The following is a 23614-nucleotide window of genomic DNA, read 5'->3' on the forward strand; positions in this document are numbered from 1 at the left end:
TTCCCTTCCGGGTCTCTCCGGGCTTTCCCTTCGGTCTTGCGTTTCCAACTCTACCAGATGTTTTCCGGCCCGTTTCCGGACCGTATTTTCATCTCGGCGGCCAGTTGGACCGGCCTTTCGCCTGCTCCGACTTTATCAGAAGGAATTCGGCCGAGCTAATCGGCCGGGTTGATCCTGATAAGGAGTCGGGGTGGCTCCCTCGGAAATTCAATTTCCTACCGGAGCGAGAGAGAATTTATCAGTTGCGACTCGACCGTGTCCAGTCCAAGGCAACCGTTCAAATCTACCTCCCCGCTATGACCGTGTCAACGGTTTTTGCGGGCGAAGAGGACACTAGCAGGTCAGCCCGGGCCGACGCACATCACGCCGCGGTGGGGCGCTCGGCTCCGCGGTCGGCCGTTTCCACGTCACCGGTCTCTCCGGCCCGGACCGCCCGGCGGCCGAGGATGTGGACGTATGCGAGAAACAGCAGTTCAGCGGCGACTCCGATGGAGATTCTGGCCCAGGTGGGCAGCCCGGAGGGGGTGACGAAGCCTTCGATCCCGCCGGAGACGAAGAGAACGAGTGCGAGGCCGATGGCCATGCCGAGCGCCGCCCGGCCGCGCTGGGCCAGAGCGGCCCGGCGGGAGAGGGGGCCGGGGTCGATCACCGTCCAGCCCAGGCGCAGGCCCGCGCCGGCGGCGACGAAGACGGCGGTCAGTTCGAGCAGTCCGTGCGGGAGGACAAGGCCGAGGAACACATCGAGACGGCCGGCCGAGGACATCAGACCGATGCCCACGCCGAGGTTGAACATATTGAGGAGCAGGATCCCGATGACGGGGATCCCCAGGAAGGCGCCCAGGGTCAGACAGATGGCGGCGGCGCGGGCATTGTTCGTCCAGACCTGGGCCGCGAAGGATGCCGCCGGGTCGCTGGAGTAGTACGCCTCGTAACCCCCGCCGGGGCGGGTCATCTCGCGGAGGTCGGCCGGGGCGCCGATCGCCGACTGGATGCCGGGGTTGGCGCCGATCCACCAGCCGATCACGGCCGCGAGGAGGGTGGAGAGCACGGCGGTCGGTATCCACCAGTGGCGGGAGCCGTGGACCGCCGCGGGAAATCCGTGCGTGAGGAAGTGCGCCGCGTCCCGCAGGCCGGCGCGGCGGGTGCCCGTGACCTTGGCCCGGGCACGGGCGACGAGCTGGGTGAGCCTCGCGGTCAGCCGGGGGTCGGGGGCACTGGACTGGATGAGGGAGAGGTGGGTGGCGGTGCGCTGGTAGAGAGTGACGAGTTCGTCGGCCTCGGTGCCGGTGAGCCGGCGCCCCCGGCGCAGCAGGTGGTCCAGGCGGTCCCACTCGGCGCGGTGGGCGGTCACGAAGACATCGAGGTCCATGGTCGGCTGCTGCTCCAGGCGCTGGTGCGTGCGGTCCGTGCTGCCGCGGCGGGCTGCCGGTCAGCTTGGCAGACTGAGGATTCCCGGGGCGGGGACGGGGCGGCGACGGAGGGCGGCATCGGTGAGTGCGCTTGTGACGGGGGATGCGGTTGTCCTGGGGTTGCGGCCCGCGCGGCTGCCGAGCCGGCTGCTCGCCATGGCCATCGACATGGCGGTCGCCTGGGGTGGCTACCTTCTGGTCTCCATGGGGCTCGCGGTCTCGACCGGGTCGCTGGACGACGCCGCCGTGACGGCGGTGTCGATCGCCTCGTTTCTGCTGGTGCTGGTGGGGGTGCCCATCGCGGTGGAGACCCTCAGCCATGGACGCTCGCTCGGGAAGCTGGCCTGCGGACTGCGGGTGGTGAGGGAGGACGGGGGGCCGATCCGGTTCCGGCACGCGCTGGTGCGCGGCGCCATGGGGGTGGCGGAGATCCTGATGACGTTCGGGACGATCGCCTGTATCGCCTCGCTGGTGTCGGCCCGGGGGCGGCGGATCGGGGATGTGTTCGCGGGGACGCTGGTGGTACGGGAACGGCTGCCCGCGGGGAGAGGGGCCGAGGTGCCGCCGCCGCCCGCCTGGCCGGCCGGGCGCTTCGCCGAGCTGGACCTCTCCGCCGTGCCCGATCAGCTGTGGCTGTCGATTCATCAGTGTCTGACCCGGATGTCACAGCTGGACGGGGCGGTCGGCGCCGGCCTGGCCGAACGGCTGGCGAACGATCTGGTGGACCGGACCGGGGTTCCGGCGCCGGAAGGGGTGCCTCCGGCCGCGTTTCTCGCGGCTGTGGTGCATGAGCGGCGTGCGCGGGAGGCGCGGCGGGCCTTCGGGTCCCCGGGCTCGGGTGCCGGTGGTGTGGTGACGCGCGACGGTGGTGTCGGCGCGGGGGCCGGGGGCGGCAGGGTGGCGGCCGGTGGCTGGGTGCTCGATACGGGGGAGGCCGCGGTGGCGGTACGCGGGCCGTACGCACCCGGGTCCGGGGAGTCGCCGGCACCGGCGGCGGGGCGGGGAGGCGGGCCGTGGGCCGCGCCGGGGAGGGTTTGCGCGGCCGGGGTGGAGACGGGGGCGGAGTCCGGCTCGGAGGCGGCGGGACAGCCGGAGGAGCAGCCGGAGAAGCAGTCGGAGGGGCGGCCGGGGTCGGGGCGGGCGACGGGGTTCGCGCCGCCCGCGTGAGCGGTGGCCCTTCGGCCGGTGCGGAGCCGGTGCGGGTGCCGCTGTCGGCGCGAGCCGACGGGTGGTCAGGAGAGGGCGGACGGCGGGGTTTCGAGGTGTTCCAGCTCGATCCCGGGTGCCGCGATGACGACGTCCCCGGCGATGTGCACCGTGTGCTGCTCTCCGGTGTCCAGGGCGCTGACCTGGTATTCGTCCACTGTCAGAGGGCCGTTGTCAGTGGCGTGCGCTTCACTGTTCACCAGAGCCCAGGACTGGTCGACGGTACGGGGAGCGAGGACCGGATCCGTGAACGCGACGAGACGGACGCGGGTCGCGGGGGAAAGGGGGGTGAGGCGCAGCAGACGGGCGGTGGCGACGAGAAAGGCGGGGGAGGTGCCGGTGAAGGCGTGGGCGCGCACATTGCCTTCGGTGGCATGGGTCCCCGTGGGGTCGGTACGGACCCAGGTGACGCCTTCCAGGGCGGCGCCGCGAATCTGCCAGCTCGCGGCGTGGAGCTGGAGACGGATGGGGCGGCCGAGTTCGTCGAGGGCGAGGTCGACGGAGCCCGCGTGATCGCCCGAGGGGGTGGTGATCTGGGAGACATAGCGCCAGCCGGAGGGGCCGGGTGCGCAGTGGAAGTGCTCTTCACCGAGGGGGGTGTGATCGTGCAGATCGTGGAGCGAATATCGGCCGCGGGGCATGGGGGCGTCGGAGTCCTTGTGCGGTGAGGCTCTGGGGCGGTGGGCGCCGTGGCCGGGGAGGGATCGCGGTGGTGCCGGGACGTCCCCGGTGTGTGAGGAGGTCTCGGTCGAGAATTCCTCGGACGGAACCGGGGCTCGTGCGGAACCGCCGGAGCGGTTGGTGACGTCCGCTTAGCGGAGTGGGCAGGCCCCCGTCACGGGGGTGCGGGGGTCTGCCTCATCCACTGGACATCTTGCCGGTCGCCGCCGGTCCGCCGGGGCCGGCCGTGCCCTGCCGCCGGGATCACTGGTCGGTCCCGGCGGCGGGGAGCGGTTGCGGCGGTCGTCGGCCCGGGCTCACCGGGCCGTACGACACCGGTGCCCGGGAACGGCCGTCCGGCCGGGCCGATGGGCTCGGGGCGGACGGTGTTCCCGGGCGGGCCGTGCCGGGCGGGCACGGTTCACCGGTACGGCGGGGTGGGCCCATGCCCCGGGGGCCTGGGCCCGGGCCGTCAGTAGCGGTAGTGGTCCGGCTTGTAGGGGCCGTCGACCTCCACGCCGATGTAGGCGGCCTGCTCCGGGCGGAGCGTGGTGAGCCGGACACCGAGGGCGTCGAGGTGGAGCCGGGCGACCTTCTCGTCGAGGTGCTTGGGGAGCACATAGACGTCGGTCGGGTACTCCTGCGGCTTCGTGAAGAGCTCGATCTGCGCCAGGGTCTGGTCGGCGAAGCTGTTGGACATCACGAACGAGGGGTGTCCGGTGGCGTTGCCGAGGTTCAGCAGGCGGCCCTCGGAGAGGACGATGATGACCTTGCCGTCGGCGAAGGTCCAGGTGTGGACCTGGGGCTTCACCTCGTCCTTGACGATGCCGGGGATGGCGGCGAGGCCGGCCATGTCGATCTCGTTGTCGAAGTGGCCGATGTTGCCCACGATGGCCTGGTGCTTCATCTTGGCCATGTCGGCGGCCATGATGATGTCCTTGTTGCCGGTGGTGGTGATGAAGATGTCGGCGGTCTCGACGACATCGTCCAGGGTGGCCACCTGGTAGCCGTCCATCGCCGCCTGAAGGGCGCAGATCGGGTCGATCTCGGTGACGATCACCCGGGCGCCCTGGCCGCGGAGGGATTCGGCACAGCCCTTGCCGACGTCGCCGTAACCGCAGATCACGGCGACCTTGCCGCCGATCAGGACGTCGGTGGCGCGGTTGATGCCGTCGACGAGCGAGTGGCGGCAGCCGTACTTGTTGTCGAACTTCGACTTGGTGACGGCGTCGTTCACATTGATCGCCGGGAAGAGGAGGGTGCCGTCGCGGTGCATCTCGTAGAGACGGTGGACACCGGTGGTGGTCTCCTCGGTGACGCCGCGGATCTCGGAGGCCAGCCGGGTCCACTTCTGCGGGTTCTCACCGAGGGTGCGGTTCAGCAGACGGAGGATGTAGGTGTACTCCTCGCTGTCCGCCGTCGAGGGGTCCGGGGCTTCGCCGGCCTTCTCGAACTCCACGCCCTTGTGGACCAGGAGGGTGGCGTCGCCGCCGTCGTCGAGGATCATGTTGGGGCCGCCGGTGGGCGAGTCGGGCCAGGTCAGAGCCTGCTCCGTGCACCACCAGTACTCCTCCAGGGTCTCGCCCTTCCAGGCGAAGACCGGGACGCCCTGAGGGTTCTCCGGGGTGCCGTTCGGGCCGACGGCGATGGCCGCGGCGGCGTGGTCCTGGGTGGAGAAGATGTTGCAGGACGCCCAGCGGACGTCGGCGCCGAGGGCGACCAGGGTCTCGATGAGGACCGCGGTCTGCACGGTCATGTGCAGCGAGCCGGTGACGCGGGCGCCGGCGAGCGGCTGCTGCTCCGCGTACTCCTTGCGGATCGACATCAGGCCGGGCATCTCGTGCTCGGCGAGGGTGATCTCCTTGCGGCCGAAGGCCGCCAGGGAGAGATCGGCGACCTTGAAATCCTGGCCGGTGGCGACAGTCGTCATGACGAGCTGCTCCTCGTGTGTGGGTCGAGGGTGGGTACGGCGGACTCTGCGGCGGCGGGCGTCTGGCATGCCCGGTCGCTCGCAGTGCAGTCCGTCGGAGGCCCTCTCTCCACTCGGCCGGTCCTCGGGGGACCGCCCGACCGCCATCAGCAGCGACGTCTGACTCTGGTAACGAATCTACACCGGAGGCGTCGGTCAACCCCAGTCCGTCCGGGGATTGGTTCCGGTCAGTTCCGGGCGGGAATGGCCTGCGGCTGACGGGTGGGGCAGGTGGGACCGGCCCCGGGGCGGGCCCGGGACCGGCTCGGAGCGGGGCCGCGGCGGGGCCGGAGCAGGGGGGATGTCAGTGCCCGGGGGCGGGGGGCTTCGCCGGGCCGGCGCCGGCGGCGGCCGCCGCCGACGCGTCGTAGACGTCCGGCTCCAGATAGATCACCCGGGCGATGGGGACGGCGGCGCGGATGCGTTCCTCGGCGGCGTTGATGGAGGCGGCGATCTCGGCGGCGGTGTTGTCGTTGGGGACCGCGATCTTCGCGGCGACCAGGAGTTCCTCCGGGCCGAGGTGGAGGGTGCGCATGTGGATGATGCGGGTGACCGAGGCGGAGTCGACGATCGCGGCCTCGATCTTCCCGACCTCCTCCGCCCCCGCCGACTCCCCCAGCAGCAGTGACTTGGTCTCGGCCGCCAGCACCACGGCGATCACGATCAGCAGCACCCCGATGCAGAGCGTGCCGATGCCGTCCCAGACGCCGTCGCCCGTGGCCAGGGCCACGCTCACACCCACCAGCGCCAGGATCAGGCCGACCAGGGCGCCGAGGTCCTCCAGCAGTACCACCGGGAGCTCGGGAGCCTTCGCTCGCCGGACGAACTGGGTCCACGAGAGCGAGCCCCGGACCTCGTTCGACTCCTTGATCGCCGTACGGAAGGAGAAGGTCTCGGCGATGATCGCGAAGACGAGGACGCCGATCGGCCAGTACCAGTTGTCGATCGCGTGGGGGTGCTTGATCTTCTCGTAGCCCTCGTAGATCGCGAACATGCCGCCGACCGAGAAGAGGACGATGGAGACGAGGAAGGCGTAGATGTAGCGCTCGCGGCCGTAGCCGAAGGGGTGTTGGGGGGTGGCCTCGCGTTTGGCCCGGCGTCCGCCGAGGAGCAGCAGACCCTGGTTGCCGGAGTCGGCGAGGGAGTGCACGCTCTCGGCGAGCATCGACGACGAGCCGCTGAAGAGGAATGCCAGGAATTTCGCCACCGCGATGGAGAGGTTGGCGACGAGGGCCGCCACGATCGCCTTGGTTCCGCCTGCCGCACTCATATGTGCCGGATGTCCCTTCGTACGTGTCCGGACGCGGTCCGGACACACTCCGGTCGTGTCCGGAACCTGCCCGGTACGCCCCTGGCCGTACGGCTCCGGCCGCCGCGGGTGCGGGCGGTGCCGGTGCCGCCCCGGCTTCGCGGGGCGCGCCATTGTCGCAGCGGCGGAGGGCTCCCGGGGTCAGATCGCCACAGTGGCGCGGAAGATGGTTCCCTCCGCGCCGTCCGCGGCGGCGATCCGGGTGGTCTCCCCGGCCGGGACGAAGACGGATTCACCCGTGACGAGCGTCAGTTCGCCCGCGTTCACGGCACCCGCCGTGCAGAGCAGGATCTGCGGTCCCGCGGAGGAGACGTCGCGTGCGTCGGCGCCCGGTGCCAGCAGATAGCGGGAGAGCCGGAACTCCCCGGCCGGGGTGTCGTAGAGCTCCTCGCCGCTCTCCGACGCCTCGGGGCGCATCACGGCGGGCTCCCTGGGGTCGAAGCGGACCACCCGGAGGAGTTCGGGCACGTCCACGTGTTTGGGGGTGAGCCCGCAGCGCAGGACATTGTCCGAATTGGCCATGATCTCGACACCGAGGCCGCCGATGTACGCGTGGGGCACGCCCGCGCCCAGGAACAGTGCCTCGCCCGGCTGGAGCCGTACATGGTTCAGCAGCATCGCGGCGATCACACCGGGGTCGCCGGGGAAGTGACGGGCGAGGAGCGCGTACGGGAGATAGCCGCCGCCGATCCGCTCCGCCGCGGCGGCGGCCTCGGTGACGGTCGCCGCCATCTTGTCGCGGTCGGCGGTGAGGACGGCGGTGAGCACTTCGCGGAGTGCGGCGTCCTCGGGATGGGCCCGCAGGATGTCCGCGTACGGCAGGAGGGAGTCGACCCCGAGTCCGGCGATGAGCTCCGCGGTCCGCTCCGGCGGGCGGAATCCGCAGAGGCCCTCGAAGGGGGTGAGGGCGCAGATCAGTTCGGGCTTGTGGCTGGCGTCCTTGTAGTTGCGGTGCGGGGCGGTCAGCGGAATCCCCGCGCGCTGTTCGGCGGCGAAGCCCTCCCGCGCCTGCGCGAGGTCAGGGTGGACCTGGAGGGAGAGCGGCGAGCCGGCAGCCAGCACCTTGAAGAGGAAGGGCAGCTGCGGGCCGAACCGCGCCACGGACGCCGGGCCGAGTTCGTGTACGGGGTCGGCGTCGATGACGTCGTTCAGCGCGCCGCGCGCCACGCGGGACGGTGCTCCGGGATGGGCGCCCATCCACATCTCGGCCCGGGGTTCGCCGGTGGGGGCGGTGCCCAGGAGCTCCGGGATGGCGGTCGTGGAGCCCCACGCGTAGGGGCGCACGGTGTTGAAGAGGCGTTCCATTGCTGCGTTGTCTACTTCCCGGGTGGTGCGGAGCGTGGTGCTGTGGTGCTGTCGCGCTGTTGTCAGGAGGGGGTGGCCGGAGCGGCCAGGGTCAGATAGACGGCGGCGAAGTCGGTCACGGCGAGGAGTTCCGCGATGGCCTCCAGCTCGGTGCCGTCCTCCGGTTCGAGCTCGCTGATCGGGGTGTCGTGCCCCAGGGCGAGTTCGCGTGCCGCCGGGGCCGCGGTCAGCCCGCCCACCGGGCGGTCGCGCATCAGGACGACCCGGGCGCGCAGGGCCTGGTTCTCCTCGACCCGGTCCCGGAAGAAGTCCTCCGGGTCGGCGCCGGCCGCCAGATCGCCCGCCAGCAGCACGCCGTGGGCGGGCAGGGCCTCGGGGAGCTCGGCGGCGAGTGCGGGACGGCCGGCCAGTTCGGCCAGGACGGCGGCGAAGCGACGGCCGGCGGGGGCCGCTCCCGTGCCCTCCGTCCAGATCAGCGGAAGGCTGTCGGCGAGTTCGGCGGCGAGGGTCTTCGCCGGGTTGCCGTAGGTGGCGACGGCGGGGCCGCAGCGCTCGGCGGTGCGGTCGAGCCGGTCGGCGACCCTGGCGAGCGTCTCCGGCGGCGCCTCCAGGAGACCCACCCGGTCCAGGAGTGCCAGCAGCGGGGTGAACAGCGCCCAGAGCGCGCTCGGGCCGGCCGGCTGGTCCTCCTCCTCGTACAGGTCGTTCGGCGAGGTGGCCATCGGGACGACCAGACCGTGCCGGCCGCCGACGGCCTCGGTGAGCGGGGAGCGCTGCGGGGCCACGGCGACGACGGAGCAGCCGCGGCGGTACGCCTGTTCGGCGAGGAGGTCGAGGCCCGGTTCGCCGCCGTCGCCGGTGACGATCAGCAGCAGGTCGACGGAGCCCGCCCAGCCGGGCAGCGCCCAGCGCAGGGCTCCGGCCGCTGGTGCGACACCGCTCGGGGCGAGGCGGGTGACGGGGGCCCCGGCCCCGGCGAGGGCGGCGACGAGATCGGCGACCGCGGTCGCGGTGGTACCGGCTCCGGCGACCAGGACGGCGCGGGGGCGGCCCTCGGGCTTCAGCTCGGCGATGCCCGCCTCGGCGGCGTGGCGGGCGGCGGTGCGGACTCGCGCGCCCGCTTCCGCGGCGCCCCGCAGCAGACCTCGGCGGTCGGCGCGGGCGAGGGCTTCCGGGTCGTCGAGGAGTGACTCGTCGAGCATGGGGTGGGGCCTCCGATCGCCGGACGGTCACGGCCGGGCGCGCCGTCGTCGCGGATGGTGTGCGGATTGCGCGGTGCTCGCGGTCCGCCGCTGGTCAGGCGGGGCGGCGGGCCTCGTCCACCAGAAGGACCGGAATGCCGTCGCGTACGGGGTAGGCCAGGCCGCACTCCGCGCCGGTGCAGACCAGCTCGGGGGTCTCGTCCGCGGTGCGGTCGTCGAGCGGGGCGTGGCAGGCCGGGCAGGCGAGGATCTCCAGGAGGCCGGCTTCGAGGCTCATGGTGTGGACGCTTCCTTCGGGTCGGGCGGGGGGCGGGCGGGCCACGTCAGGGTACCGCCGCGGGGGTGTGGGGTGCGCGTGGTGCGGGGCGGGGGTGGGGTGCCCCTGCGGGGGGCCTGTTCCCCACCCCCGCCCCTTCCCGCAACCGGGGCTCCGCCCCGGGCTCCGCGCCTCGAACGCCGGCGGGGCTGAAACCGGCGGGCTCGCCCGCCCGCCGGCGCGGCGTTCGGGGCTCAGGCGCGGATCAGGGTCAGGACCTCGTCGCGGATGGTCGCCAGGGTCTCGGCGTCGCGGGCCTCCACGTTCAGGCGGAGGAGCGGTTCCGTGTTCGAGGGGCGGAGGTTGAACCACCAGTCGGCGGTGGTCACCGTCAGGCCGTCCAGTTCGTCGAGGGTGACGCCGGGGCGGGACTCGAACGCCTTGCGGACGGCGGCGGTGCGGCCGGCCTGGTCGTCGACGGTGGAGTTGATCTCGCCCGAGCCCCGGTAGCGGTCGTACTGGGCGACCAGTTCGGAGAGGGGGGCGTCCTGCGAGCCGAGGGCGGCCAGGACGTGCAGAGCGGCCAGCATGCCCGTGTCCGCGTTCCAGAAGTCGCGGAAGTAGTAATGGGCCGAGTGCTCGCCGCCGAAGATCGCTCCGGTGCGGGCCATCTCCTGCTTGATGAAGGAGTGGCCGACCCGGGTGCGTACGGGCTCGCCGCCCATCTCGCGGACCACCTCGGGGACCGACCAGGACGTGATCAGGTTGTGGATCACCGTGCCGCCGGGGTGCTTGGCCAGCTCGCGGGCGGCGACCAGGGCGGTGATCGCGGACGGGGAGACGCCCTCCCCGCGCTCGTCGACGACGAAGCAGCGGTCGGCGTCGCCGTCGAAGGCCAGGCCCAGATCGGCCTGTTCCGTGCGGACCCGCTCCTGGAGATCGACGATGTTCGCCGGGTCCAGCGGGTTCGCCTCGTGGTTGGGGAAGGTGCCGTCGAGTTCGAAGTAGAGCGGTACGAGGGTGACCGGCAGCGAGGCGAAGACCGTCGGGACGGTGTGGCCGCCCATGCCGTTGCCCGCGTCCACGACGACCTTCAGCGGGCGCATCGCCGACAGGTCCACGAGGGAGAGGAGGTGGGCGGCGTAGTCGGTGAGGGTGTCCCGCTCGGTCACCCGGCCCGGCTCGGCGGCGGGCTCCGGGGCGCCGCCGGCGGACCACTCCTCCACCAGGGCGCGGATGTCCGCCAGGCCGGTGTCCTGGCCGACGGGGGCCGCACCCGCCCGGCACATCTTGATGCCGTTGTACTGGGCCGGGTTGTGGGAGGCGGTGAACATCGCGCCCGGCAGGTCGAAGTGGCCCGAGGCGAAGTAGAGCTGGTCGGTGGAGCAGAGCCCGATCAGGGTCACATCCGCGCCGAGGGCCGCCGCGCCCCGGGCGAACGCCCCCGACAGGCCGGGTGACGAGGGCCGCATGTCATGGCCGACGACGATCGCGGACGCCTCCGTCACCCGGACGAAGGCCGCTCCGAACAGTTCGGCCAGCGCCTCGTCCCACTGGTCCGGCACCACCCCGCGAATGTCGTACGCCTTCACGATCTGCGAAAGATCAGCAGCAGTCACGGGTTCAACCCTCCGAATAAGTCTCTGCGGTCGTCTCAAACTACCGGTAGTCACACGGTTGGGACTCAGTCCTGGCCGTACCGGGGATCCACCGACTCGGGGGCGAGCCCCAGCAGCTCGGCGACCTGCTCGACCACGACCTCGTGCACCAGCAGCGCCCGCTCCTCGCGGTTCTTGGTGCGGATCTCCACCGGCCGCCGGTACACGACGATGCGGGCCGGGCGGCCCTTCTCCGCGGGCAGGGAGGTGCCCAGCGGTACGGACTCCTCGGGCGCGGCCGGTACGTCCATGACGAGGAAGTCGACATCGGCCAGCTGCGGCCAGCGCCGTTCCAGCCGTTCCACGGAGTCCTGCACCAGATCGCTGAAGACCTCGGCCCGGCTCGCCGAGAGGGGCACCTGGGGCGGGGCCACCGGTCCGCGCATTCCTCGGCCGTGGCGGTCGCGATGGCGCGGCCTCGGCTCGGTCGGGTGGGGCGGCGGTACGGGACTGTCCATCACTGACGCAGGGTAACTCTCCGGGGGGCGCGGGGATCGGCCCGTGCGCCGGAAACGACCGCGGTCGGCCGAATGCGGCACCCGGGCGGGCGGGGCGGACCGCCGCCGGCCCCGTTTGGTGTTCCATTGCGTACGTTTCCGCCCGTGTCGCATGCCGGGGCGGGCGGGGAGTGATGAGATCGCACCGGGGGGAGATCTCCTCCGGGCCGATCTCCCGGCGGATCTTCACCGGGGTGCTCACGAAACAGCGGCGGACAGGTGCGGACAGGAGCCGGACGGGAGGCGGGAGTGGAGATGAACCACGGAAGTGGAGATGAGCCAAGCGGGCGAATGACGTGATTTCCCCTCTGTCATGACCGAATCGCCCGCGGTCCCCCCGATCGCGGGGCCCCTCCCGCGCGGGCCGCAGCGGTCGGCCTGGCAGCCTTGCCCCATGCCCGCACCACACGACACGGTGGAGTGACCTGGTGGAGAGTCGTCGCAGCCCGCTCAAGAGTGAGGTACCGTCCAACGTCGTGAGCCCTGTACGTCGCTGTTCGCGCACCGCGTGCGGTCGGCCTGCCGTCGCGACACTGACGTACGTCTATGCCGATTCGACCGCGGTCCTCGGCCCGCTCGCCACATACGCCGAGCCCCACTGCTATGACCTGTGCGCCGAGCACAGTGAGCGGCTGACCGCCCCGCGCGGGTGGGAGGTCGTCCGTCTCACCGACGGTTCCGCCCCCGCACGCCCCAGCGGGGACGATCTGGAGGCGCTGGCCAACGCCGTGCGCGAGGCGGCCCGGCCGCAGGGCCGGGTGGCCGAGGCGCAGAACGGCCGGCGCGCGGCGGATCCCCGGGAGGTCGCCCGCCGCGGCCATCTGCGGGTACTCCGCTCCCCCGACAACTGACGCGAGACCCCGGGGCCGTCTCTCACGGATCTCGCCGGCCTCGCGTGCCTCCGCCGGGGGTGGGCGGCCCGGGTGGTGCCCCACGCCGCGTGGACTCCGTCCTCCGCCGCGCGACCGCGCCCACCGGACCCTCCCCGCGCGGGAGGTGCTCCCACTCACTGATCCAGCAAGCTCACTGATCCAGCAAGATCCGCAGGAAACGGCCTAGTCGTCGAGTACGGAGAGATCCTGCCCGGCCCGTGGCACGGAGACGGTGCCCCGGTCGTCCGGCAGTGTCTGCACCGTAAACATGGGAATCTTCCGCTCCGGCAGCTCCAGCGTGCGCGCCGCGTGGACCGGACCGCCCGATTCCGTCTCGACGGTGAGCGCGTACGACCCCTTCAGCCCGGCCGGTACGGGCGGGGTGACCGCCAGCGTCGTACCGGCCTTCACCGTGTAGCTCTTCACCGCCGGTTCGCCGCCCTCGGTGCCCGCCGACGCGGTCACCCGGACCCGCGCCGCGGTGGTCGGCGCGGTCAGCGAGAGCGTGGTGCCCGCCTCCCGGTTGTCGCTGACCGAGGCCCGCTCCCCCACCGGCGCGGTGGCCGGGATGAAGGCGATCTCCTGCTTCTCCCCCTTGCCGCGCGCCACCCGCAGCGCCGCCACGACGGGAGTCGCCCGGTCGGCCGATTCGGGGGTGAGGATCAGCGAACCCGCCTCGCCCTTGGTGACGTCGCCCAGCTCCAGGCCGGCGGTCATACCCGACTTCACATGCAGTGTCTCGCCGCCGGCCGGCACGATCCGGCCCGTCGGACCGGCGAGTTCGATCTTCAGATCGGCGTCGTTCCGGCCGGGGGCGAAGACGATCAGCCGTACGGAGGTGGCGTCCGCCGGGATGCCCGGCAGCACTTGGGCCGGGGCGGGATCGGCCGCGCCGCTGATCCAGTCGCTGCCGGCCTTGTCCTCCGCCGCGTGCACCGCCGCGCCGACCCGGCCCGCGCGGGTGCTCACATGGACGGTGACATCCGGGGCGATCTCGGCCGTCAGGGTGGAGAGCATGATCGGCAGGCCGGCGCCCGGGCGCAGCGGGATGCCCTCGGTGAGCGTGGTCTGGAGCTCGCCGTCCTTTCCGTACAGTTCGAGATCGACCACGGCGGGCGAATCGTCCGGGTTGGTGAGGTGGACGTAGTCCTGCCGGCCCTCGGCGGTCGAGGCGCCCGGGATCCAGAACTCCGTGTCGGGCGCGGTGCAGCTCAGCCCGAGCACCCCGCGGGCGCTGCCCGCGGTGACCGTGGTGGTCTGCTGGGCGGTCCAGCCGGGCGCCAGCCGTCCCGTGGCGGTGCCGACCAGGGCGGGCGTCTTCGCGCCGCTCTCCTCGGCCGCGCCGGGCGTCCCCGGCTCCTTCAGCGTCAGCAGCGGCTTGGCCGCCGGCACCTTGGCGTCGGGCCGCATCACATCGGTGCTCTCCCCGGCCGGCGCCCCGGCGGACGGCCTGAGCTCGGCGGTGCCGCGCCCGGTGCCCCCGCCCCGGCCGGCCGTGCCCTTGGGCGTGAAGGAGGTGTACCGGGTCTCGGCCGTCTCCGAGCCGCTGGGCGCGGGACAGAGCAGGCTGGACCGCTCCACCGGAAGCCGGGCCGCGGCGGCCGGGCCGGCCGCCGTCCCGTCCCCGGGGGCGGTCAGCGAGGCGAATCCGGTGATCGCGGCGAGGGCGGTGGCCGTGGCGAGCAGGGAGATGGTCGTGCGCTTCACTCTGTCTCGCCTCGGGTCGTGTCGCGGCCGGTGCCGTGGGAGGGGGGCGGGGTGGTGGGATACGGGGAGTACGGCGGGTACTGGGGATCCGCGGGGCGGGGAGCGGGCGGGGCGTAACCGCCGAAGCCGTGCCGCTCGTCCGCGCCGGCGCCCTCGTGGCCGCCGGGTCCCCGGCCGTCGCTCTCCCGGAAGTTCTCGCGGAAGTTCTCGTGAGAGCTCTCGTGGAAGTTCTCGCGGGACTGCCGGCCGTACGCCGGGGGGCCGCCGGCCGGGTACGGCTCGGTTGCGTACGGCTCGTTTCCGTACCGCTCGGTCCCGTACGACTCGGCTCCGTGGCGCTCGGTCCCGTACCCCCCGCCCGGCGCCGCGTACGACTCCGCCGGCGGACCGGTGGGCAGGGACTCGGCCCCGGGCGCCTCCGGCTGGGCCGGAATCGTGGCGTCCGCGCGGTCGCGCAGCCGGCGGGCGCGGCGGCCCTCGCCGGCCTCCGGCGGGCCGGGCACCTCTGCCGCCGGTGGCAGTTCACCGGCCGGCGCCTCCTCGGGCAGGTCGTCGTCGAGCCGGACACGGCGGCCCGGCAGGGCGAGCACCACCAGGACCAGTGCCAGGAAGCCCTGCGTCCAGATCCAGGCCGTGTGGGTGAGGGGGTCCCGGTACGACAGGACCAGCCGGCCGCTCTGCGCGGGCAGTTCGAAGCCCTGCGCCCAGCCGTCGACCGTGACCGGCTTCAGCTCGCGGCCGTTCAGCTCGGCACGCCACCCCTCGTCCGCGCGGTCGGCGATCCGCAGCACCCGGCCGGCCGGCCCGGCGGGGATCTCGGTGTCCGCGCCCACCGCGTCCGATTCGACCGGCAGCGGCTCGCTCTCACCGCCGGTGACGGTGACGCGCGCGACCTGGTGGTCGACCCGCCAGAGCGAACTGCCGTCGAGCTTGCTCAGCCGGCTGAGTCCGGGCGTCGAGTCCAGGATCCGGATGGTCTGGCGCGGCACCCCATCGCGTACCAGGACATAGCGGATGGCGTAGCCGCTCAGCTGACGGGTCTGGTCGGCACCGGAGCCGGCCACCAGGTTGGCGACGACGCGGTCGAGCCGGGCGTCCGTGCCGCCCGCCCGGAGGAGTTCGGCGTCGCCGAGGCGTCCCCCGGAGCCGCGCAGCAGGGTGTACGGGATCTCGGCGTCGGAGGTGCCGCCGAGCACCAGGGTCCGGGGCTGGTCGCGGGTGACGCTCTCCTCGGCGACGAAGGCGGGCACCTGGACCGGGTCGCGGCGCTCCAGCGGTCCCGCCGCGCCGCTGATCATCCAGCCGGCGGCGGCGAGCAGCGGGCCGAGTCCGGCGGCGAAGGCGATGAGGACGGCGACGGGCTGGCGCCAGCCGAAGTCCTGGGCGCCGACCCGGGTACGGCCCATCTCCGCGCCGACCGCGGCGGCGGCGAGCAGGCCGCCCCCGTACACCAGGGTCGCGGGTCCGGCCCAGCCGGAGCGGTTGGCGATCACGGCGGTGATCAAGCCGGTCAGCGCCACCGCCCAGGCGGCGCGGATCGCGAACTGCCTTTCGTCGCGGAGCAGGGCGGCGAGCGCGGCGAGGACGACGCCGATGAGCAGCACTCCGCCGATCGCCTTGGGGCCGCCGGGGCTCATGCCGAGCAGGTCCAGGGCGGAGGCGGAGCCGCCGCCGATGTCGAGTCCGGCCTCGCGGAGGAATGCGGAGGGGCTGGTGAACAGAGTGAGCGACCAGGGCGCGAGGACCAGGATCGGGGTGCCGGCGGCGGCCAGGAAGCGCGGCCCGTGGCCGGCGAGATCCCCGCGGCGCAGCACCAGCACACCGAGGCCGAGCACGACGGCGACGGGCCAGATGACGGGCGTGAACGCGGTCGCCAGGCTGAGCAGCAGGGCGTAGGTCCAGGTGGCGCGCCAGCTGCCGCGGCCGCCCCGGCGGAAACCGTGCGCGGAGACGGCGGCGCGGCCGATGAGCGGGAGCAGGATCGCCAGGACCGCCGTGCCGAGCCGTCCGCCGGCGAGTGCGCCGGTGGCGGCGGGGAGGAAGGCGTACGCGATGCTCGCCCAGGCCCGCAGCAGCCGGGAGTGGACCAGCGGCCGGGAGGCGAAGTAGGCGGTGAGTCCGGCGAGCGGCACCGAGCAGACCAGCAGGACAGTGAGGGCCAGGCCGGTGGAGCCGAGGAAGAGGGTGGCCAGGGCCGCGAGCACGGCCAGATAGGGAGGCGCGGTCCAGGTGCCGCCGCTGCCGATGGGCTGCCAGTTGTCGGCGTGGCGGGCCCAGAGGACGGAGACGTCGTCGGGGGCGGCGAGCAGGGCGCCGCCGGCCAGCGATCCACTGCCGAACAGGCCCCGGCAGGCCACCACGGAGACGACCAGGAGCAGGGCGAAGAGCACCGGCGCGGGCTTGCGCGCGATCTTCTTCAGCCGGGAGAACTGTTCGATCTCCAGATAGTCGGCGTCATCGCCGCCGGGGCCGGATTCGACACCTCCGCCGTGCCGGGAGGCGGCGGCGTCCGTGTCGCCGCCGGCGCCGAAGTGGCCGGCGATCTGTTCGGCGGTGGCCCGGATGGTGGCTCCGGGCGCCGGGAACAAAAGCCGCAGCTCGGCGGGGTCGGCGGTGCGGGCGGCCTTCCGCTGCCGGCGTCCGGCGATGACGCGCTCGGGGCGGAGCAGGGTGCCGAGGAGGCCCATGACCTCGTCGAGTGCCTGTCCGGGTGCCTTGCCGAGCAGATAGGCGACGGTGCGCAGCAGGGTGCCGAGGACTATCCGGAAGAGGACGTACGGCAGGGCGGCGGCCCGGGTGTTGGTGAGCAGGGTGTGGACGGCGCCGGCCTTGTCGACCCGGTGGGGGTCGGCGACGGAGCGGCCGGCGCAGTCGACGGTGCGGCGTTCGCGGGAGGCGGCCTCAGCGTGCCGGAGGACCGCGTCGGGGGCGATGACGACCCGGTGGCCGGCGGCGTGGGCACGCCAGCACAGGTCGATGTCGTCGCGCATCAGCGGCAGCCGCCGGTCGAAGCCGCCGAGCCGCTCGAAGACATCGCGGCGGATGAGCATGCCGGCGGAGGAGACCGCGAGGACGGTACGGATCTGGTCGTGCTGTCCCTGGTCCTGCTCGCGCCGGTCGAGACCGGTCCAGCGGCGTCCGCTGTTGGCGATGGAGACGCCCGCTTCGAGGAGTTGCTTGCGGTCGTACCAGCCGCGGAGCTTGGGCCCGATGATCGCGGCGTACGGATCGTCCTCGGCGACCCGCAGCAGCTCGGCCAGGGCGCTGGGCTCGGGGGCGCTGTCGTCGTGGAGCAGCCAGAGCCACTGCACGGGTTCGCCGTGCGGGAATTCGGGCAGCTCGTGGGCGTCGTCCCGCCAGGTGCGGGTGGCCGGATCCCAGCCGCTGGGGCGTTTGAGATAGGGCAGCTCGTCGGGGGTGAGGACGCCCGCGGTGCGGGTGGCCTCCTCCACGGCGGTGCCGAAGCCGGTCCGGCGCGCGAGATGCAGTACGCGGTCGGCGCCGAGCGCCTCGGTGAGCAGCCGCGCGGAGTCGTCGCCGCTGCCGGTGTCGGCGGCGACGGCGTTCTGCACGGGGCGTTCCTGGCCGAGCAGTCCGGCGAGGGAGTCGGGCAGCCAGCGCGCGCCGTCGTGGGAGACGAGGACGGCGGTGACGACATGCCTCGGGAACTCCGGCGGATGCGCGGGGGAGAACGCGGCGGAGAAGGCGGTTGTGGCGGACATCGAGGTACGGGCCCTCCGGCCGAGGTCGCCCCGTCGGGGGCGCTGAAGCGTCTGGGACGGGGCCCCACACTAACGGTAGGTGCCGGGGTGGGGGTGCGAAGTCCTTGGCGGGGTGCGGGCTGTGACGGGCCGGGGGCGGGCGGTGGGGCGCGGTCGGGCGCGGTCGGGCGCGGTGGGGCGGAGCCCCGGCACGGGGAGGGCGGCCGGGGAGGAGAGGGAGCCCGGGGAGGGGAGCCAGGAGGGCGGGCCCGGGAACATGTCCGGAAATGCTCGAAGAAGGGGCGCACGGCGCCATCGGAGAGTCACCGCCCGATCCGCGCGCCCCCGGTTCGCCGGTGTAAATGTCAACGGTCCGCCGGCCGCGGTGGATGAAACCGCGGGCGGCGGACCGTGATCGGTGCCGATGTGTGTGGTGGCGTACGGGGAACTGGATATCCGATCGGTTTTCAGACGGCGGCCTTCTTCAGTCGTCGCCGCTCGCGTTCGGAGAGACCGCCCCAGATTCCGAATCGCTCATCGTTGGCAAGTGCGTACTCAAGGCATTCCGAGCGGACTTCGCAGGCGAGGCAGACCTTTTTCGCCTCGCGCGTGGATCCGCCTTTTTCCGGGAAGAAGGACTCGGGATCGGTCTGGGCGCACAACGCGCGCTCCTGCCAGCCGATTTCGTCGTCCGCATCCTCGACCAGCAGTTGTTCGAACAGCTCGGTCATGTGCGCCCCTCGTCTGTTTTTGCGTCCCCGTGATGTTGCCGTGATCGGTTTCGGCCAAACGACACGAGTGAAATTACAAGTGTGTGCATCCAGGCCAGTCAAGCCGAGATCTGCTATTGGGCCCGGTATTCACTCTGCGGAACCAAGGCTATGCGGAAAGTGTGCAAATCACCAAAAACCTGACACCCCTCACCGCCCCGGCCGCCCGCACCGCACGCCCCCGGCACACCGCCCTCCTCATGAGTGAAGACGACGGCCGGATCGATCTTGTTGCGATCTGGCCATCGAAGCGATCCGGATCACAGTCCGGTCACGGGGTCACGAGGCCGCGTGCGCACACTTCTCACACACATCACACATAAGGACTTCACGCTCACCTCCCGGAGAGGAGCGGAGGGACGGGGCGCCGGGGCGGCCGGGCACGGCTTTGCCGCCGCTCCTCTCCCCGTTCCGGTTGCACAAACCTTTCTTCAGGATGCGCTGACCGTATGAGGTGAATCATTGCCGCCAAATCGGTCATTGAGTTGACATGAAAGAGGCCCACCCGTCACCTTGGGTGTCATGCAAGCAGCCCCGGCGTCTTTCGCGATCCCCCTCCGCGGGTTCCGCAGCGCTGTCCAGGCTCGCTGTTGCTGTTCCAGCTGTTGATGCCCTAGAGCTCCGGCTTCCTCACCCCGCCGCACCGCGTCACACCGCGCGCCGCACCCCTGCCCACGCCCTGGATTCACGCGTTCCGCCGCCGGGCACCGGCCGACCGGCGCTCACTCTCCGTCACCGTTCGTTCCGTTCTCCGCCGAGGAACCCCCGCATCCATGAACAGCGACAGCGACCTGCAGATCGCCGGCGACATCCTCGCCGTCCAGCACCTCCTCCAGCCCGCCCCCGAGCACCCCTCCACCGTCGCCGACTTCGTCGGACTCGCCCGCTCCATCGCCGCCGACCGCGCCCAGTGGGCCGGCCTCGTCCAGTACGACGCCGGCAGCCGCTGGTACCACCGGCTGCGCACCGGACCGGGATACGAGGTCTGGCTGCTCTCCTGGGTACCCGGACAGGGCAGCGGAACCCACGACCACGGGGAGTCCTCGGGCGTCCTCACCGTCCTGGAGGGCCGGCTCACCGAGCGCACCGCGCGGAACTCCCTCGACCTCCCGGCCGGTGCGCAGCGAGTCTTCGCGCCCGGCTACGCGCACGAGGTCACCAACGACGCGCTGGAGCCGGCCGTCTCGCTCCACATCTACTTCCCCGGACTCACCGAGATGCCGATGCACCCGGCCGGGGTGCCGCACGCCCGGTGCCAGGGGGGACACGCGGCCCCGGACCCGGTGGCCGTCTGATCCCGTACGCCCGCCTCTCGGCGGGAGGGCCGCGCCCGGCAACCCACCCGCCGCCCTCAACGATCAGGCCGCGCCCGGAATCCCACCCGCCGCCCCACAAAGGACCAGGCCGCGCCCGGCATCCCTGCCGCCACCCGACCACCGCCCCTCAACGATCAGCCCGCGCCTGACAGACTCTTGGGCATGCGCATTGTGGTTCTGGCCGGTGGTATCGGTGGCGCCCGTTTCCTTCGCGGTCTCAAGCAGGCCGCCCCCGAAGCGGACATCACGGTCATCGGCAACACCGGAGACGACATCCATCTGTTCGGGCTCAAGGTCTGCCCCGACCTCGACACCGTGATGTACACCCTCGGCGGGGGCATCAACGAGGAGCAGGGCTGGGGGCGTACGGACGAGAGCTTCCGCGTCAAGGAGGAACTCGCGGCCTACGGCGTGGGCCCCGAGTGGTTCGGCCTCGGCGACCGGGACTTCGCCACCCACATCGTCCGCACCCAGATGCTGTCCGCGGGCTACCCGCTGAGCGCCGTCACCGAAGCGCTCTGCACCCGCTGGAACCCCGGCGTACGGCTGCTGCCCATGTCCGACGACAGGGTCGAGACCCATGTCGCCATCACGTCCGACGACGGCGAGCGGAAGGTCATCCACTTCCAGGAATACTGGGTCAAGCTGCGGGCCTCCGTCGCCGCCGAGGCGATCGTGCCCGTCGGCGCGGACCAGGCGAAGCCCGCGCCCGGGGTGCTGGAGGCCATCGCCGAGGCCGATGTCATCGTCTTCCCGCCCTCCAACCCGGTCGTGAGCGTCGGCACCATCCTCGCCGTGCCGGGCATCCGCGAGGCCATCGCCGAGGCCGGAGTCCCCGTCGTCGGCCTCTCCCCCATCGTCGGGAACGCACCGGTCCGCGGCATGGCCGACAAGGTGCTCGCGGCCATCGGCGTACCGGCGACGGCCGCCGCGGTCGCCGCCCACTACGGCTCCGGACTGCTCGACGGCTGGCTGGTGGACACCGTGGACGCCGGAGCGGTCGGCGAGGTGGAAGCCGCCGGAATCCGCTGCCGTGCCGTACCGCTGCTCATGACCGACACCGACGCGACGGCCGAGATGGCCCGGCAGGCACTGGCCCTCGCCGGGGAGGTCCGCGCATGAGCGCCGACGGTTCCGCCCCGGTCGCGCTGAGCGTGCCCGAGGCCCGGGCCGGTGCCCCGCGCACCCCCTCCTTCACCGTCCGGGCACTGCCCAGGCTGCCCGAGGTGCGGGCGGGCGACGACCTGGCCGCGCTGATCGCCGCCGCCGGCCCCGATCTGGCGGACGGCGACATCCTCGTCGTCACCTCCAAGATCGTGAGCAAGGCCGAGGGGCGGCTGCTCGCCGCCGGCGACCGCGAGGCCGCCATCGACGCCGAGACGGTACGCGTGGTGGCGCGGCGCGGGCCGCTGCGCATCGTCGAGAACCGGCAGGGGCTCGTCATGGCCGCCGCCGGGGTCGACGCCTCCAACACCCCCGCCGGGACGGTCCTCCTGCTGCCCCTCGACCCCGACACCTCCGCACGGGCCATCCGCGCGGGGCTGCGCTCCGCGCTCGGGGTCAATGTCGGCGTCCTCGTCACCGACACCTTCGGCCGGCCCTGGCGGAGCGGACTCACCGATGTCGCCATCGGCGCCGCCGGTGTCCGCGTACTGGACGATCTGCGCGGCGGGACCGACTCGTACGGCAATCCGCTCAGCGCGACCGTGATCGCCACCGCCGATGAGCTCGCCGCCGCCGGTGACCTCGTGAAGGGCAAGGCACACGGGCTGCCGGTGGCGGTGGTACGAGGACTGCCGCACCTGGTCGCCGACGCCCCCGACGACACCGGCGCCGCCGCTCTGGTGCGCAGCGCCGCCGACGACATGTTCCGGCTCGGTACCTCCGAAGCCGTACGGGAAGCCGTCACCCAGCGGCGAACCGTACGGGAATTCACCGACGACCCGGTCGACCCCGGGGCGGTGCGCCGCGCGGTCGCCGCCGCCGTCACCGCGCCCGCACCCCACCACACCACCCCGTGGCGGTTCGTCCTCCTCGAATCCGCCGCCGCCCGCACCGGGCTGCTCGACGCGATGCGAGACGCCTGGATCGCCGACCTGCGGCGCGACGGGAAGTCCGAGGAGTCCATCGCCAAACGGGTGCGCCGGGGTGAGGTCCTGCGCCGGGCCCCCTACCTCGTCGTCCCCTGCCTGGTGACGGACGGCTCACACCACTACGGCGATGAGCGCCGGGACGCCGCCGAGCGCGAGATGTTCGTGGTCGCGGCCGGCGCGGGCGTACAGAACTTCCTGGTGGCGCTCGCGGGTGAACGTCTCGGGTCGGCCTGGGTGTCCTCCACGATGTTCTGCCGCGAGGTCGTGCGCGACGTCCTGCGGCTGCCCGCCGGCTGGGACCCGATGGGCGCCATCGCGGTCGGACACGCGGCGGCACCGCCGAAGGAACGGCCGGGACGGGAGGCGGCGGCCTTCATCGAGGTCCGGTAGCTCCCGCTCCTCCCCAGAGGCCTAGAGGAGGCCGATGTCGGTGCGCGGCATCTTGGGAGTACGGCGCGGGGGGACCCGGCCGCTGAGAAGGATCAGCCGGGCCGCCCGATGCCGCTGCCCCTCGTACGGCGCGAGCAATTCGAGCATCGCCGCGTCGTCCGCGTGCCGGTCGCCGGCCAGCGCCCAGCCGACGATGCCCGGCAGATGCAGATCGCCCGTGGTCACCGCGTCCGCCGCGCCATTGCTCCGCTGGACGGTCTCGGCGGAGGTCCAGGGCCCGATCCCCGGAATCAGCTCCAGCCGGGCCATCGCCCGCACCGGATCCATCGCGGCGGCCTCCTCCATCCGGCGGGCCGCCCGCGCCGCCCGGACGATCGTCGCGGCGCGCTTGTCGTCCACCCCCGCGCGGTGCCACTCCCAGGACGGGATCATCGCCCAGGTGCGGGCGTCGGGCACGACGGAGAGCCCCGCCCCGGCCGGCCCCGGGGCGGGCTCCCCGTACCTCCGCACCAGGAGCCGCCAGGCGCGGTACGCCTCGTCGGTGGTGACCTTCTGCTCCAGAATCGACGGAATCAGCGATTCGAGCACGAGTCCGGTACGGGTGAGGCGCAGGCCGGGCCGCCGGTGGCGGGCGAACGCGACGAGGCGGTGCCGGGGGACGAACGCCTCCGCGTCGGCGTCGTCGGCCTCGCCGAGGAGGGCGGGGAGGGCCTCCAGCAGCCACTCCGCGCCGGGGCCCCATGCCTGTGCGGAGATCTCCGCGGTCGGCGCGGTCGGCGTGATGCGGAGGGTGCCGGGGCCCTCGGGGGTGCGGGCGGTCCGCCAGAAGGCGCCGTCCGGGGTCATCCGGTACGTGGGGTCCGCGGGGCCCCTCCGCAGCGGGGTGAGCACCAGCCCGAGATCGAGCGGGCCGCGCGGCACGTGCACCCGCCTGAGCCCACCGGTGGCGCCCTGGGCGCCGGGGGGCGTGGGGGTGGGGTGGGGGGTGAAGCGGCCTGACACGGGGTCCTCGGGGGGTGGGGTGCGGGTGAGTACGAGGGTAGTCCGGGGGTGCTTCGGGTGGGATGCGGGTGACGCCTTGCGGGGTGCGTTGTCCGGGGCTCCGCCTCGGGCCCGGCGCCTCAATCGCCGGCGGGGCTCTTGTGTGTGCGGGTTGCCCGTATGCCCGGGTGGGGGTCTTGTGTGTGCGGGTTGGGTGCCGCTCCGGTTCGGTACTGGGGCTGCATGATTTACGGCGCATGTACCGCCCTTGTTTTGGTCTTTCTCCTGTGCGCCACAAATCACGCTTGACGCC

General features: G+C 72.8%; 18 protein-coding genes. 5 read left to right on the top strand and 13 right to left on the bottom strand.

Features of this window, described 5'->3' with window-relative positions:
* Positions 1–361 precede the first annotated feature (361 nt).
* The gene (locus AAFN69_RS34685; RefSeq protein ID WP_347732933.1) at positions 362–1369 is read right to left on the bottom strand and encodes a stage II sporulation protein M; all 1008 of its coding nucleotides are present in this window, start codon (positions 1367–1369) and stop codon (positions 362–364) included.
* A 121-nt stretch (positions 1370–1490) separates the two neighbouring features.
* Here AAFN69_RS34685 and AAFN69_RS34690 point away from each other — a divergent pair, with 121 nt between their 5' ends.
* Positions 1491–2576: an RDD family protein gene (locus AAFN69_RS34690; protein WP_347732934.1), complete on the top strand. Its 1086-nt coding sequence runs from the start codon at positions 1491–1493 to the stop codon at positions 2574–2576.
* Positions 2577–2641: 65 nt separating this feature from the next.
* Here the strand turns inward: AAFN69_RS34690 and AAFN69_RS34695 are convergent, their stop codons facing one another.
* From AAFN69_RS34695 to AAFN69_RS34730, 8 genes are all read right to left on the bottom strand, one after another.
* A complete protein-coding gene (locus AAFN69_RS34695) occupies positions 2642–3256 on the bottom strand; it encodes a hypothetical protein (RefSeq protein ID WP_347732935.1) in 615 nt (204 codons plus the stop codon).
* Between the two features lie 491 nt (positions 3257–3747).
* Positions 3748–5205, bottom strand: a complete 1458-nt coding sequence (gene ahcY, locus AAFN69_RS34700; protein WP_347732936.1) for an adenosylhomocysteinase — start codon at positions 5203–5205, stop codon at positions 3748–3750.
* 343 nt (positions 5206–5548) lie between these two features.
* Positions 5549–6514 (bottom strand): cation diffusion facilitator family transporter, encoded by a 966-nt coding sequence (locus AAFN69_RS34705; protein ID WP_347732937.1) that lies wholly within the window; start codon positions 6512–6514, stop codon positions 5549–5551.
* A 180-nt stretch (positions 6515–6694) separates the two neighbouring features.
* Positions 6695–7858 (bottom strand): mannose-6-phosphate isomerase, class I, encoded by a 1164-nt coding sequence (gene manA / locus AAFN69_RS34710; protein WP_347732938.1) that lies wholly within the window; start codon positions 7856–7858, stop codon positions 6695–6697.
* A 62-nt stretch (positions 7859–7920) separates the two neighbouring features.
* Positions 7921–9060 (bottom strand): SIS domain-containing protein, encoded by a 1140-nt coding sequence (locus tag AAFN69_RS34715; protein WP_347732939.1) that lies wholly within the window; start codon positions 9058–9060, stop codon positions 7921–7923.
* Positions 9061–9154: 94 nt separating this feature from the next.
* Positions 9155–9337 (bottom strand): Trm112 family protein, encoded by a 183-nt coding sequence (locus AAFN69_RS34720; protein ID WP_347732941.1) that lies wholly within the window; start codon positions 9335–9337, stop codon positions 9155–9157.
* Between the two features lie 233 nt (positions 9338–9570).
* Positions 9571–10935, bottom strand: a complete 1365-nt coding sequence (locus AAFN69_RS34725) for a phosphomannomutase/phosphoglucomutase (RefSeq protein WP_347732942.1) — start codon at positions 10933–10935, stop codon at positions 9571–9573.
* A gap of 65 nt (positions 10936–11000) precedes the next feature.
* Positions 11001–11432 carry a metallopeptidase family protein gene (locus AAFN69_RS34730; RefSeq protein ID WP_347732943.1) on the bottom strand — a complete coding sequence of 144 codons (432 nt, stop codon included), beginning with the start codon at positions 11430–11432 and terminating at the stop codon, positions 11001–11003.
* Positions 11433–11899: 467 nt separating this feature from the next.
* Between AAFN69_RS34730 and AAFN69_RS34735 the strand changes: the two genes are divergently transcribed.
* Positions 11900–12322: a DUF3499 domain-containing protein gene (locus AAFN69_RS34735; RefSeq protein WP_347732944.1), complete on the top strand. Its 423-nt coding sequence runs from the start codon at positions 11900–11902 to the stop codon at positions 12320–12322.
* Between the two features lie 204 nt (positions 12323–12526).
* Here AAFN69_RS34735 and AAFN69_RS34740 read toward each other — a convergent pair whose 3' ends face one another.
* The 3 genes from AAFN69_RS34740 to AAFN69_RS34750 form a co-directional block, all read right to left on the bottom strand.
* Positions 12527–14050 (bottom strand): DUF5719 family protein, encoded by a 1524-nt coding sequence (locus tag AAFN69_RS34740; protein ID WP_347732945.1) that lies wholly within the window; start codon positions 14048–14050, stop codon positions 12527–12529.
* Complete coding sequence (locus AAFN69_RS34745) at positions 14047–17772, bottom strand: glycosyltransferase family 2 protein (protein ID WP_347732946.1); 3726 nt, start codon at positions 17770–17772, stop codon at positions 14047–14049. The genes AAFN69_RS34740 and AAFN69_RS34745 overlap by 4 nt, the downstream gene beginning before the upstream one ends.
* A gap of 446 nt (positions 17773–18218) precedes the next feature.
* A complete protein-coding gene (locus AAFN69_RS34750; protein WP_006348971.1) occupies positions 18219–18482 on the bottom strand; it encodes a WhiB family transcriptional regulator in 264 nt (87 codons plus the stop codon).
* Between the two features lie 812 nt (positions 18483–19294).
* Between AAFN69_RS34750 and AAFN69_RS34755 the strand changes: the two genes are divergently transcribed.
* The 3 genes from AAFN69_RS34755 (at position 19295) to AAFN69_RS34765 (ending at position 22320) form a co-directional block, all read left to right on the top strand.
* Positions 19295–19816 (top strand): cysteine dioxygenase family protein, encoded by a 522-nt coding sequence (locus AAFN69_RS34755; RefSeq protein WP_347732947.1) that lies wholly within the window; start codon positions 19295–19297, stop codon positions 19814–19816.
* A gap of 183 nt (positions 19817–19999) precedes the next feature.
* The gene (cofD, locus tag AAFN69_RS34760; RefSeq protein WP_347732948.1) at positions 20000–20959 is read left to right on the top strand and encodes a 2-phospho-L-lactate transferase; all 960 of its coding nucleotides are present in this window, start codon (positions 20000–20002) and stop codon (positions 20957–20959) included.
* Positions 20956–22320 (top strand): coenzyme F420-0:L-glutamate ligase, encoded by a 1365-nt coding sequence (locus AAFN69_RS34765; RefSeq protein WP_347732949.1) that lies wholly within the window; start codon positions 20956–20958, stop codon positions 22318–22320. The genes cofD and AAFN69_RS34765 overlap by 4 nt, the downstream gene beginning before the upstream one ends.
* Positions 22321–22341: 21 nt before the next feature.
* On the opposite strand, the gene AAFN69_RS34770 is transcribed toward AAFN69_RS34765, so the two are convergent.
* On the bottom strand, positions 22342–23247 hold the full coding sequence (locus AAFN69_RS34770) for a DNA-3-methyladenine glycosylase 2 family protein (RefSeq protein ID WP_347732950.1): 906 nt from the start codon (positions 23245–23247) through the stop codon (positions 22342–22344).
* Positions 23248–23614 lie beyond the last annotated feature (367 nt).

Origin of the sequence: Streptomyces sp. CAU 1734 (genome assembly GCF_039888735.1) — a bacterium.
In the GTDB taxonomy this organism is placed as follows: Bacteria; Actinomycetota; Actinomycetes; order Streptomycetales; family Streptomycetaceae; genus Streptomyces.

Excerpts from the sequence above, each read along its gene's own strand:
- AAFN69_RS34720 (WP_347732941.1), bottom strand. The coding sequence starts at position 9,337 with ATGAGCCTCGAAGCCGGCCTCCTGGAGATCCTCGCCTGCCCGGCCTGC.
- manA (WP_347732938.1), bottom strand. The coding sequence starts at position 7,858 with ATGGAACGCCTCTTCAACACCGTGCGCCCCTACGCGTGGGGCTCCACG.
- AAFN69_RS34715 (WP_347732939.1), bottom strand. The coding sequence starts at position 9,060 with ATGCTCGACGAGTCACTCCTCGACGACCCGGAAGCCCTCGCCCGCGCC.
- AAFN69_RS34745 (WP_347732946.1), bottom strand. The coding sequence starts at position 17,772 with ATGTCCGCCACAACCGCCTTCTCCGCCGCGTTCTCCCCCGCGCATCCG.
- AAFN69_RS34730 (WP_347732943.1), bottom strand. The coding sequence starts at position 11,432 with ATGGACAGTCCCGTACCGCCGCCCCACCCGACCGAGCCGAGGCCGCGC.
- AAFN69_RS34695 (WP_347732935.1), bottom strand. The coding sequence starts at position 3,256 with ATGCCCCGCGGCCGATATTCGCTCCACGATCTGCACGATCACACCCCC.
- AAFN69_RS34755 (WP_347732947.1), top strand. The coding sequence starts at position 19,295 with ATGAACAGCGACAGCGACCTGCAGATCGCCGGCGACATCCTCGCCGTC.
- ahcY (WP_347732936.1), bottom strand. The coding sequence starts at position 5,205 with ATGACGACTGTCGCCACCGGCCAGGATTTCAAGGTCGCCGATCTCTCC.
- AAFN69_RS34750 (WP_006348971.1), bottom strand. The coding sequence starts at position 18,482 with ATGACCGAGCTGTTCGAACAACTGCTGGTCGAGGATGCGGACGACGAA.
- AAFN69_RS34705 (WP_347732937.1), bottom strand. The coding sequence starts at position 6,514 with ATGAGTGCGGCAGGCGGAACCAAGGCGATCGTGGCGGCCCTCGTCGCC.
- AAFN69_RS34685 (WP_347732933.1), bottom strand. The coding sequence starts at position 1,369 with ATGGACCTCGATGTCTTCGTGACCGCCCACCGCGCCGAGTGGGACCGC.
- cofD (WP_347732948.1), top strand. The coding sequence starts at position 20,000 with ATGCGCATTGTGGTTCTGGCCGGTGGTATCGGTGGCGCCCGTTTCCTT.
- AAFN69_RS34765 (WP_347732949.1), top strand. The coding sequence starts at position 20,956 with ATGAGCGCCGACGGTTCCGCCCCGGTCGCGCTGAGCGTGCCCGAGGCC.